The following is an 11,209-nucleotide window of genomic DNA, read 5'->3' on the forward strand; positions in this document are numbered from 1 at the left end:
GTTTCGCCAAGAAGTGCGAGAGGCCGCGCCGCGAGGGACGCGGGCGGCCTCCAGGGGCGAACGATTACGCGGAGACGGCCTCGCCGATCTCGTCGGCGAACCGACGCGCCGAGTCGCGCAGCGCCGTGACGTCCGGGCCGTGCTTCAGGACGCCCCGCGACACGTTCGGGACGACATTGCGCACGGCCTTGCCGAACACCGCCGGCAGGTCGGCCGCCGTCGCGCCCTGCGCGCCGATGCCGGGGGCCAGCAGCGGCCCGTTGATGTCCAGGTCGAAGGAGGACAGGTCGCCCAGCGTGGCACCGACCACCGCGCCGAAGGAACCCATCGGGGAGGCGTCCGCGTTCTCCGCCGCCAGGTGCGCCAGCATCGTCGCGCCGATGGTCCGGCCGTCCTCCCGGACCGCCCGCTGGACCTCCGCGCCCTCCGGGTTCGAGGTCAGGGCGAGCACGAACAGGCCGGCGCCCGAGGCGCGGGCCAGGTCCACCGCCGGCTTCAGGGAGCCGTAGCCCAGGTACGGGGAGACCGTCAGCGCGTCCGAGAACAGCGGCGAGGCCGGGTCCAGGAAGGCCGAGGCGTACGCGGCCATGGTCGAGCCGATGTCGCCCCGCTTGGCGTCCATCACGACCAGGGTCCCGGCCGCGCGGGCGTCCGCGACGGTCTGCTCCAGGACGGCCACGCCCCTGGAGCCGAACCGCTCGAAGAAGGCCGCCTGCGGCTTGAAGACCGCCACCGACTCCGCGAGCGCCTCCACGACGGTGCGGGAGAACCGCTCCAGGCCCGCGATGTCGTCGGACAGGCCCCACTGGGCCAGCAGCTCGGCGTGCGGGTCGATGCCCACGCACAGCGGGCCGCGGGTGTCCATCGCCTGGCGCAGGCGGGTGCCGAACGGGGTCACAGGGCTCACTTCGCGGCCTTTCGGGTCTCGGCGCCCACCGCTTCGGCGAGCGTCGCGTACGGGCTGACGGCCAGGCGCGCGGCCAGGCCCTTGTGGATGGCGCGGGCGTAGCGGGGGCCCTCGTAGATGAAGGCGCTGTAGCCCTGGATCAGCGTGGCCCCGGCCAGGATCCGCTGCCAGGCGTCCTCGGCGTTCTCGATGCCGCCGACCCCGACGAGGACCAGCCGGTCCCCCACACGGGCGTACAGGCGGCGCAGGACCTCCAGCGAGCGCTCCTTGACCGGGGCGCCGGACAGCCCGCCGGTCTCCTGCACGAGGTCCGGGGAGGACTTCAGGCCGAGGCCCTCCCGCGCGATGGTGGTGTTGGTCGCGATGATGCCGTCGAGGCCGAGCTCCAGGGCCAGGTCGGCGACCGCGTCGACGTCCTCGTCGGCCAGGTCGGGGGCGATCTTGACCAGCAGCGGGACCCGGCGGTCGGTCACGGTGCGGTCCGCGGCCTCCCGTACGGCCGTCAGGAGCGGGCGCAGCGACTCGGTGGCCTGGAGGTTGCGCAGGCCCGGGGTGTTCGGCGAGGAGACGTTCACGACGAGGTAGTCGGCGTGGCGGGCGAGCCGCTCGGTGGAGGCGACGTAGTCCGCGACCGCCTGCTCCTCCGGGACGGCCTTCGTCTTGCCGATGTTGACGCCGACGACCGTCCTGAAGACGGGCCGGCGGGTCGCCAGGCGGTCCGCGACGGCCGCGGAGCCCTCGTTGTTGAAGCCCATCCGGTTGATCAGCGCGCGGTCCGGCACGAGGCGGAACAGCCGCTTCTTGGGGTTGCCGGGCTGCGGCTCGGCCGTGACCGTGCCGATCTCGACGTGGTCGAAGCCGAGCATCGACATGCCGTCGATGGCCACGGCGTTCTTGTCGAAGCCGGCGGCGAGCCCGAAGGGGCCGTGCATGCGCAGGCCGAGGGCCTCGGTGCGGAGCTCCTTGTGGCGGGGGGCGAGCCAGGCCGCGACGAAGGTGCGCAGCACGGGGGTGCGGGCGGCGAGGCGGATCCAGCGGAAGGCCGTGTAGTGGGCCTTCTCCGGGTCCATCCGCTTGAAGACCAGGTTGAAGAAGAGTTCGTACATCGTCGAGAGGATCCCTCTGCGCTCATGGAAAGGGGGACACCCGTCGTGAAACCGGTGTCCCCCCTCCCGTTTCCGGGCTGTACGGGCTGCTTAGTCGCGGGCCGCGGTCAGGTGCTCCGCGTGCTCCTGGAGGGAGCGCACGCCCACGTCGCCGCGGTTGAGCGCGTCGATGCCCTGGACGGCCGCGGCGAGTGCCTGGACCGTGGTGAGGCAGGGGACGCTGCGGGCCACGGCCGCCGTTCGGATCTCGTAGCCGTCGAGGCGGCCGCCGGTGCCGTACGGGGTGTTGACGATCAGGTCGACCTGGCCGTCGTGGATCAGCTGGACGATGGTCTTCTCGCCGTTCGGGCCCTCGCCCTCGCTGAGCTTGCGCACGATGGTGGCGTTGATGCCGTTGCGGCGCAGGACCTCGGCGGTGCCGGAGGTGGCCATCAGCTCGAAGCCGTGGGCGACGAGCTCACGCGCCGGGAAGATCATCGAGCGCTTGTCGCGGTTGGCGACGGAGATGAACGCCCGGCCCTTGGTGGGCAGCGGGCCGTAGGCGCCGGCCTGCGACTTGGCGTAGGCGGTGCCGAAGACGGCGTCGATGCCCATGACCTCGCCGGTGGAGCGCATCTCCGGGCCGAGGACGGTGTCCACGCCGCGGCCGTGGATGTCGCGGAAGCGCGACCACGGCATGACGGCCTCCTTGACGGAGATCGGCGCGTCGATCGGCAGGGTGCCGCCGTCGCCGGTCTTCGGCAGCAGGCCCTCCTCGCGCAGCTCGGCGATGGTGGTGCCGAGCGAGATGCGGGCGGCGGCCTTCGCGAGCGGGACGGCGGTCGCCTTCGAGGTGAAGGGGACGGTCCGGGAGGCGCGCGGGTTGGCCTCCAGGACGTAGAGGATGTCACCCGCCATCGCGAACTGGATGTTGATCAGGCCGCGGACGCCGACGCCCTTGGCGATGGCCTCGGTGGAGGCGCGCAGGCGCTTGATGTCGTAGCCGCCGAGGGTGATCGGGGGCAGGGCGCAGGCCGAGTCGCCGGAGTGGATGCCGGCTTCCTCGATGTGCTCCATGACGCCGCCGAGGTAGAGCTCGTGGCCGTCGTAGAGGGCGTCGACGTCGATCTCGATCGCGTCGTCGAGGAAGCGGTCGACCAGCACGGGGCGGGTCGGGGAGATCTCGGTGGACTCGGCGATGTACGACGCGAGGCGGGCCTCGTCGTAGACGATCTCCATGCCGCGGCCGCCGAGCACGTAGGACGGGCGGACGAGGACCGGGTAGCCGATCTCGTCGGCGATGGCCTTCGCGCCCGTGAAGGTGGTGGCGGTGCCGTGCTTGGGGGCCGGCAGGCCGGCCTCGGCGAGGACCTGGCCGAACGCGCCGCGGTCCTCGGCGGCGTGGATGGCCTCCGGGGAGGTGCCGACGACCGGCACGCCGTTGTCCTTGAGCGCCTGGGCGAGACCCAGGGGGGTCTGGCCGCCGAGCTGGACGATGACACCGGCGATGGGGCCGGCCAGCGACTCCGCGTGGACGATCTCCAGCACGTCCTCGAGCGTCAGCGGCTCGAAGTACAGGCGGTCGGAGGTGTCGTAGTCCGTGGAGACGGTCTCCGGGTTGCAGTTGACCATCACGGTCTCGAAGCCGGCGTCGCTGAGCGCGAAGGAGGCGTGGACGCAGGAGTAGTCGAACTCGATGCCCTGGCCGATGCGGTTCGGGCCGGAGCCCAGGATGATCACCGCGGGCTTGGTGCGGGGCGCGACCTCGGACTCCTCGTCGTACGAGGAGTAGAAGTACGGGGTCTTCGCGGCGAACTCGGCGGCGCAGGTGTCGACCGTCTTGTAGACCGGGCGGACGCCGAGGGCGTGGCGGACCTCGCGGACGACGTCCTCGCGCAGGCCGCGGATCTCGGCGATCTGGGCGTCGGAGAAGCCGTGGCGCTTGGCCTCGGCGAGCAGCTCGGGGTGGAGCTTGTCGGCGGCGGTCAGCTCGTCCGCGATCTCCTTGATGAGGAAGAGCTGGTCGACGAACCAGGGGTCGATCTTCGTGAACTCGAAGACCTCCTCCTGGGTGGCGCCGGCGCGGATGGCCTGCATGACGGTGTTGATGCGGCCGTCGGTCGGGCGGACCGCGGTGCGCAGCAGCTCGTCCTTGTCGCCCGGGTCGCCGACGAAGGTGAACTGCGAGCCCTTCTTCTCCAGGGAGCGCAGGGCCTTCTGCAGCGCCTCGGTGAAGTTGCGGCCGATGGCCATGGCCTCGCCGACCGACTTCATGGTGGTGGTGAGGGTGGCGTCGGCCAGCGGGAACTTCTCGAAGGCGAAGCGCGGGGCCTTGACGACGACGTAGTCGAGCGACGGCTCGAAGGAGGCCGGCGTCTTCTCGGTGATGTCGTTGGGGACCTCGTCGAGCGTGTAGCCGATGGCCAGCTTGGCGGCGATCTTGGCGATCGGGAAGCCGGTGGCCTTCGAGGCGAGCGCCGAGGAGCGCGAGACGCGCGGGTTCATCTCGATGACGATGACGCGGCCGTCGGCCGGGTCGATCGCGAACTGGATGTTGCAACCGCCGGTGTCGACGCCGACCTCGCGGATGATCGCGATGCCGATGTCGCGCAGCCGCTGGTACTCGCGGTCGGTCAGCGTCATCGCCGGGGCGACGGTGATGGAGTCGCCGGTGTGGACGCCCATCGGGTCGAAGTTCTCGATGGAGCAGACGACGACCACGTTGTCCTTGGTGTCGCGCATCAGCTCCAGCTCGTACTCCTTCCAGCCGAGGATGGACTCCTCCAGGAGCACCTCGGTGGTCGGGGAGAGCGTGAGGCCCTGGCCGGCGATGCGGCGCAGCTCGTCCTCGTCGTGGGCGAAGCCGGAGCCGGCGCCGCCCATGGTGAAGGAGGGGCGCACGACGACGGGGTAGCCGCCGAGGGTGTCGACGCCCTTGATGACGTCGTCCATCGTGTGGCAGATGACCGAGCGGGCGGACTCGCCGTAGCCGATCTTGGCCTTGACGGCTTCGACGACGCCCTTGAAGAGGTCGCGGTCCTCGCCCTTGTTGATGGCCTCGACGTTGGCGCCGATGAGCTCGACGCCGTACTTCTCCAGCACACCCTGCTCGTGCATGGAGATCGCGGTGTTGAGCGCGGTCTGGCCGCCGAGGGTGGGGAGGAGCGCGTCGGGGCGCTCCTTCGCGATGATCTTCTCGACGAACTCGGGGGTGATCGGCTCGACGTACGTGGCGTCGGCGATCTCCGGGTCGGTCATGATCGTCGCGGGGTTGGAGTTGACCAGGATGACCCGCAGGCCCTCGGCCTTGAGGATGCGGCAGGCCTGGGTGCCGGAGTAGTCGAACTCGGCGGCCTGTCCGATGACGATCGGGCCGGAGCCGATGACCAGGACGGACTGGATATCGGTGCGCTTAGGCACGCTCGGCCTCCATCAGGGCGGTTTCCATCAAAGACGTGAAGCGGTCGAAGAGGTACGCGGCGTCGTGCGGGCCGGCGGCCGCCTCGGGGTGGTACTGGACGGAGAAGGCCGGCTGGTCGAGCAGCTGGAGGCCTTCGACGACCTGGTCGTTCAGGCAGACGTGGGAGACCTCGGCGCGGCCGTAGGCGGTCTCCGAGACCTTGTCGAGCGGCGCGTCGACGGCGAAGCCGTGGTTGTGCGCGGTGACCTCGACCTTGCCGGTGGTGCGGTCCTGCACCGGCTGGTTGATGCCGCGGTGGCCGTACTTCAGCTTGTAGGTGCCGAAGCCGAGCGCGCGGCCCAGGATCTGGTTGCCGAAGCAGATGCCGAAGAGCGGGGTCTTGCGCTCCAGCACGCCCTGCATGACGGCGACGGGGCCGTCGGCGGTGGCCGGGTCGCCCGGGCCGTTGGAGAAGAACACGCCGTCCGGGTTGACCGCGTACACGTCCTCGACGGTGGCGGTGGCGGGCAGCACGTGCACCTCGATGCCGCGCTCGGCCATCCGGTGCGGGGTCATGCCCTTGATGCCGAGGTCGACGGCGGCCACGGTGAACTTCTTCTCACCGATGGCGGGGACGACGTACGCCTCCTTGGTGGCGACCTCGGCGGCGAGGTTCGCGCCCTTCATCTGCGGCTGGGACCGGACCTTGGCCAGCAGGGCCTCGTCGCGGATGCCCGTCCAGGCGTCGCCGGAGAAGATGCCGACGCGCATGGCGCCGCGCTCGCGCAGGTGGCGGGTCAGGGCGCGGGTGTCGATGCCGGAGATCCCGACGACGCCCTGCTTGACGAGTTCCTCGTCCAGCGAGTGCTGCGAGCGCCAGTTGGAGGGGACGCGGGCGGGGTCGCGGACGACGTAGCCGGCCACCCAGATGCGGGAGGACTCGGGGTCCTCGTCGTTGACGCCGGTGTTGCCCACGTGCGGGGCGGTCATCACGACGACCTGCCGGTGGTACGACGGGTCGGTGAGGGTCTCCTGGTATCCGGTCATGCCGGTGGAGAACACGGCCTCGCCGAAGGTCTCCCCCACAGCGCCGTAGGCACGGCCGCGGAAGATGCGACCGTCCTCCAGGACGAGTACGGCGGGAGCTTTGGCTGCTCCCCTGGTGGAGGTCGTCATCGTTCGGCGCCTTCCGTCGTGATGGATGAGTTCATGAGGTTGATCGCTTCGACCCAGGCGGCGTGTTCGGCCGCGCGGTCGGAGCGGAATCCGGAGTCGATCAGCTTGTCGCCGTGCGCCCAGGTGACGATGAGCAGACCGCCCTCGGTGAGTACCTTGCCCGCGATTCCCTTGTCGAGGCGGGCGCCGCGCAGCTGCGCGGCCGGTACGAAGAAGTCGCCCGCCCCCGGGCGGACCACGTCGAGGCCCGCGTCGGTGAGCGTGAGCTCGACCCGGCTGCGCAGGCCCAGACCGTGGGCGACGATCCGGTCGAGCCACTGCCCGGCGGTGGTGGACCCGTGGTAGCGGCCGGTCAGGGCCAGCCGGTGCTCGGGAAGACCGTCGGGGGCGGCGGGCAGCTCCGGCAGATCGTTCTGCAGAGCGCCGCGCCATTTCCAGCCCTGCCGCATCAGCCAGTACACGAACGCGACGAACACGACCAGGCCGATCACCCACGCGATGCGGGCGCCGAGGTTGGTCACCTCCGCCGACTGTCGTTCGGCGGCCTCGGCGGCCAGTTGGATTACTGCAGGTGTCACGCCAGTTTCCCGTCCACGACCGTTGCCCGGCCCCGCAGGAAGGTGTGAGTGACGCGCCCCGGCAGCTCACGGCCCTCGTAAGGCGTGTTGCGGCTGCGGGAGGCGAAGTGTGCGGGGTCCACGACACCACGGTACGAGGTATCGACCAAGGTCAGGTTCGCGGGTTCACCTGCCGAGACGGGACGGCCGTGGTTCTCCAGACCGCCGATGCGCGCCGGGGCGAAGGACATCCGCTCGGCGACGCCCGCCCAGTCGAGCAGTCCGGTCTCCACCATCGTCTGCTGGACGACGCAGAGCGCGGTCTCCAGGCCGACCATGCCCATGGCGGCGGCGGCCCACTCGCAGTCCTTGTCCTCGTGCGGGTGCGGGGCGTGGTCGGTGGCGACGATGTCGATCGTGCCGTCGGCGAGCGCCTCGCGCAGGGCCAGCACGTCGCGCTCGGTGCGCAGCGGCGGGTTGACCTTGTAGACCGCGTTGTACGAGCGCACGAGCTCCTCGGTGAGGAGGAGGTGGTGCGGGGTGACCTCGGCGGTGACGTCGATGCCGCGGGACTTGGCCCAGCGGACGATCTCGACGGAGCCGGCGGTGGAGAGGTGGCAGATGTGGACGCGGGAGCCGACGTGCTCGGCGAGGAGGACGTCGCGGGCGATGATCGACTCCTCGGCGACGGCCGGCCAGCCGCCCAGACCGAGCTCGGCGGAGACGATGCCCTCGTTCATCTGGGCGCCCTCGGTGAGGCGGGGCTCCTGGGCGTGCTGGGCGACGACGCCGCCGAAGGCCTTCACGTACTCCAGGGCGCGGCGCATGATCACGGCGTCGTCCACGCACTTGCCGTCGTCGGAGAAGACGGTGACGCGGGCGGCGGAGTCGTGCATGGCGCCCAGCTCGGAGAGCTGCTTGCCCTCCAGGCCGACGGTGACGGCGCCGATGGGCTGCACGTCGCAGTAGCCGGACTCCTTGCCCAGGCGCCAGACCTGCTCGACGACGCCGGCGGTGTCGGCGACCGGGAAGGTGTTCGCCATGGCGAACACGGCGGTGTAGCCGCCGGAGGCTGCGGCGCGGGTGCCGGTGAGGACGGTCTCGGAGTCCTCGCGGCCGGGCTCGCGCAGGTGGGTGTGCAGGTCGACGAGGCCGGGGAGGAGGACCTGGCCCTCGGCCTCGATGACGGTCGCGCCCTCGGCGGAGAGGTTCTGGCCGACCTCGGCGATGGTCTCGCCGTCGATCAGGACGTCCTGTGCCTCGCCGCCGAGTACCTTCGCGCCACGGATAAGGATCTTGCTCATGGTTACTTGCTCTCCTCGGCATCAGAGGGACGGCGCGGAGCGCCTCCATCAAGGGTGGTGGTGGGCGACGGGCGGGAGGCGGGGGTGGTGGTGACGGCGGGCTCGGAGCCTCCGAGCAGCAGGTACAGGACGGCCATCCGGGTGGAGACGCCGTTGGCGACCTGCTCGACGGCCGTGCAGCGGTCGGAGTCGGCGACCTCGGCGGTGATCTCCATGCCGCGGTTCATCGGGCCGGGGTGCATCACGATGGCGTGCTCGGGCATCTTCGCCATGCGGTCGCCGTCGAGCCCGTACCGGCGGGAGTACTCGCGCTCGGTCGGGAAGAAGGCGGCGTTCATGCGTTCGCGCTGCACACGCAGCATCATCACCGCGTCGGACTTCGGCAGCACCTCGTCGAGGCTGTACGAGACCTCGCACGGCCAGGTCTCGACGCCGATCGGGACGAGCGTGGGCGGGGCCACCAGGGTGACCTCGGCGCCGAGGGTGTGCAGCAGGTGGACGTTGGAGCGGGCCACGCGGCTGTGCAGGACGTCGCCGACGATGGTGATCCGGCGGCCGTTCAGGTCCTTGCCGAGGCCGGCGTCGCGGCCGACCAGGCGGCGGCGCATGGTGAAGGCGTCCAGCAGGGCCTGGGTGGGGTGCTCGTGGGTGCCGTCGCCGGCGTTGACCACGGCGGAGTCGATCCAGCCGGAGGTCGCGAGCCGGTAGGGCGCGCCGGAGGCGTGGTGGCGGATGACGACCGCGTCGGCGCCCATGGCCTCCAGGGTCAGCGCGGTGTCCTTCAGGGATTCGCCCTTGGAAACGGAGGAACCCTTGGCGGAGAAGTTGATGACGTCGGCGGAGAGCCGCTTGGCGGCCGCCTCGAAGGAGATCCGGGTGCGGGTCGAGTCCTCGAAGAAGAGGTTGACGACCGTGAGGCCGCGCAGGGTGGGCAGCTTCTTGATCGGCCGGTCCGCGACGCGGGCCATCTCCTCGGCGGTGTCGAGGATCAGGACGGCGTCGTCGCGCGTGAGATCGGCGGCCGAGATGAGGTGGCGCTTCATCTGGATGGCTCCGTAGGTCGGGAGGGCAGGCAGGCGGACTGACGGGCAGTGGTGCGGGCGGGCAGGGCAGGCTTCGGCGCGGACCCCCTGTGGGGGCCCGTCACCGCGTAAGGGCTACAGCCCTGCTGCCTGGGCGGTCCGCTGGCCGAGCAGTACGGCGTCACGGCCGTCCTCCTCCTGGAGCTGGACCTTGACGGTCTCCCGCAGCGACGTGGGGAGGTTCTTGCCGACGTAGTCGGCGCGGATCGGCAGTTCGCGGTGGCCGCGGTCGACGAGGACGGCGAGCTGCACGGCGCGCGGGCGGCCGAGGTCGCCGAGGGCGTCGAGCGCCGCACGGATCGTGCGGCCGGAGAAGAGCACGTCGTCGACGAGGACGACGAGGCGGCCGTCGAGGTCGTCGCCGGGGATCTCGGTGCGGCCGATCGCGCGGGCGGGCTTCATCCGCAGGTCGTCGCGGTACATGGTGATGTCGAGGGAGCCGACCGGGATCTTGGTGCCGGTGATCTCTTCGAGCTTGGCGGCCAGCCGGCGGGCGAGGTACACACCGCGGGTGGGAATGCCGAGGAGCACCACGTCGTCGGCGCCCTTGGCGCGTTCGACGATCTCGTGGGCGATGCGGGTCAGGACCCGCGCGATGTCCTGCGCTTCGAGTACCGGGCGCATGGAATCGGGCTGCTGCTGGGTGTCCATGAAAAGGACCTCCTTCTCCGCCTCACGGGACGGACCTTAAAGGACGTCTGATGTACGCGTCCCACGGTACCAGGGTGCGGCCTGTCGTCGGGCACCGGCCTGGGACGGAGGGGCTTCCACGGGGCTGCTGGGGCCCCGCGTGAGGGGGCGACGAAGACCATTCGGCTTGACGCATCCAAGTAACGCTGCGTAACCTCACAGTGAGTTACCAGCCGCGCGGCGGAGCCGCACGTGGTCAATGTCGTCACAGCGTCCATGTCGTCACAGCGTCACAGCGTCCGGGAGCGTTATGTCCAGCGAATACGCCAAACAGCTCGGGGCCAAGCTCCGCGCCATCCGCACCCAGCAGGGCCTTTCCCTCCACGGTGTCGAGGAGAAGTCCCAGGGCCGGTGGAAGGCCGTGGTGGTCGGGTCCTACGAGCGCGGGGACCGCGCCGTGACCGTCCAGCGTCTTGCCGAGCTGGCCGACTTCTACGGTGTTCCGGTGCAGGAACTGCTGCCGGGCACGACCCCCGGCGGAGCGGCCGAGCCGCCGCCGAAGCTGCGTCTCGACCTGGAGCGCCTGGCGGGCGTTCCCGCCGAGAAGGCCGGCCCGCTGCAGCGTTACGCGGCGACGATCCAGAGCCAGCGCGGCGACTACAACGGCAAGGTGCTGTCGATCCGCCAGGACGACCTGCGCACCCTGGCCGTCATCTACGACCAGTCCCCCTCGGTCCTGACCGAACAGCTGATCAGCTGGGGCGTGCTGGACGCGGACGCGCGCCGCGCGGTGGCGCACGAGGACATCTAGTCCCCGGTTCCAGGACCAGCAGAAACGTTACCGGTGGGGGGGGGGGGGGGGGGGGGGGGGGGGGGGGGGGCGCCGGGGGGGGGGGGGGGGCCCCCCCCCCCCCCCCGCCTCCTGGGGGACCTGAGCCGCGGTGGCTCAGGCGGAGGTGAGGTCCTTCGCCGCCTTGTTGCGGAGGAAGAGGGCGGTGGTGAGGGTCCCGAGGACCACGATCGCGGTGTTCACGATCACCGCCGTCGTGATACCCGCATGGATGTCCG

At 70.9% G+C, this 11,209-nt stretch carries 9 protein-coding genes; 1 reads left to right on the forward strand and 8 read right to left on the reverse strand.

All coding sequences use genetic code 11. From position 1 onward, the window contains the following. Positions 1 to 64: 64 nt before the first annotated feature. The 8 genes from pyrF to pyrR all read right to left on the reverse strand — a co-directional run bounded on the left by pyrF (position 65) and on the right by pyrR (position 10,162). Positions 65 to 907, reverse strand: coding sequence for an orotidine-5'-phosphate decarboxylase (gene pyrF / locus ACZ4VT_RS20020; protein WP_362810473.1), 843 nt, complete (start codon positions 905 to 907; stop codon positions 65 to 67). Continuing rightward, on the reverse strand, positions 904 to 2,013 hold the full coding sequence (locus tag ACZ4VT_RS20025) for a quinone-dependent dihydroorotate dehydrogenase (RefSeq protein ID WP_467951334.1): 1,110 nt from the start codon (positions 2,011 to 2,013) through the stop codon (positions 904 to 906). The genes pyrF and ACZ4VT_RS20025 overlap by 4 nt, the downstream gene beginning before the upstream one ends. Before the next feature lie 90 nt (positions 2,014 to 2,103). Further along, positions 2,104 to 5,412 carry a carbamoyl-phosphate synthase large subunit gene (carB, locus tag ACZ4VT_RS20030; protein ID WP_467951336.1) on the reverse strand — a complete coding sequence of 1,103 codons (3,309 nt, stop codon included), beginning with the start codon at positions 5,410 to 5,412 and terminating at the stop codon, positions 2,104 to 2,106. Next, positions 5,405 to 6,568, reverse strand: coding sequence for a glutamine-hydrolyzing carbamoyl-phosphate synthase small subunit (gene carA / locus ACZ4VT_RS20035; protein WP_467951338.1), 1,164 nt, complete (start codon positions 6,566 to 6,568; stop codon positions 5,405 to 5,407). Before carA ends, carB begins: the two co-directional genes overlap by 8 nt. Next, positions 6,565 to 7,146, reverse strand: a complete 582-nt coding sequence (locus ACZ4VT_RS20040) for a PH-like domain-containing protein (protein ID WP_467951339.1) — start codon at positions 7,144 to 7,146, stop codon at positions 6,565 to 6,567. Before ACZ4VT_RS20040 ends, carA begins: the two co-directional genes overlap by 4 nt. Then, positions 7,143 to 8,429, reverse strand: coding sequence for a dihydroorotase (locus ACZ4VT_RS20045; protein WP_467951341.1), 1,287 nt, complete (start codon positions 8,427 to 8,429; stop codon positions 7,143 to 7,145). The genes ACZ4VT_RS20040 and ACZ4VT_RS20045 overlap by 4 nt, the downstream gene beginning before the upstream one ends. 2 nt (positions 8,430 to 8,431) lie before the next feature. Further along, positions 8,432 to 9,472, reverse strand: a complete 1,041-nt coding sequence (locus ACZ4VT_RS20050; RefSeq protein WP_467951343.1) for an aspartate carbamoyltransferase catalytic subunit — start codon at positions 9,470 to 9,472, stop codon at positions 8,432 to 8,434. A gap of 114 nt (positions 9,473 to 9,586) precedes the next feature. Beyond that, a complete protein-coding gene (gene pyrR, locus ACZ4VT_RS20055; protein WP_030706334.1) occupies positions 9,587 to 10,162 on the reverse strand; it encodes a bifunctional pyr operon transcriptional regulator/uracil phosphoribosyltransferase PyrR in 576 nt (191 codons plus the stop codon). Between the two features lie 289 nt (positions 10,163 to 10,451). On the opposite strand from pyrR, the gene bldD reads away from it, so the two are divergent. Further along, positions 10,452 to 10,952 carry a transcriptional regulator BldD gene (bldD, locus tag ACZ4VT_RS20060; RefSeq protein ID WP_007263032.1) on the forward strand — a complete coding sequence of 167 codons (501 nt, stop codon included), beginning with the start codon at positions 10,452 to 10,454 and terminating at the stop codon, positions 10,950 to 10,952. Positions 10,953 to 11,209: the final 257 nt, after the last annotated feature.

The sequence above is a fragment of the Streptomyces sp. NPDC029164 genome, assembly GCF_055563995.1.

What these genes read in the sequence shown, in the direction of transcription:
- ACZ4VT_RS20025 (WP_467951334.1), bottom strand. Translation starts at nt 2,013, where the DNA reads ATGTACGAACTCTTCTTCAACCTGGTCTTCAAGCGGATGGACCCGGAG.
- carA (WP_467951338.1), bottom strand. Translation starts at nt 6,568, where the DNA reads ATGACGACCTCCACCAGGGGAGCAGCCAAAGCTCCCGCCGTACTCGTC.
- ACZ4VT_RS20045 (WP_467951341.1), bottom strand. Translation starts at nt 8,429, where the DNA reads ATGAGCAAGATCCTTATCCGTGGCGCGAAGGTACTCGGCGGCGAGGCA.
- ACZ4VT_RS20050 (WP_467951343.1), bottom strand. Translation starts at nt 9,472, where the DNA reads ATGAAGCGCCACCTCATCTCGGCCGCCGATCTCACGCGCGACGACGCC.
- pyrR (WP_030706334.1), bottom strand. Translation starts at nt 10,162, where the DNA reads ATGGACACCCAGCAGCAGCCCGATTCCATGCGCCCGGTACTCGAAGCG.
- bldD (WP_007263032.1), top strand. Translation starts at nt 10,452, where the DNA reads ATGTCCAGCGAATACGCCAAACAGCTCGGGGCCAAGCTCCGCGCCATC.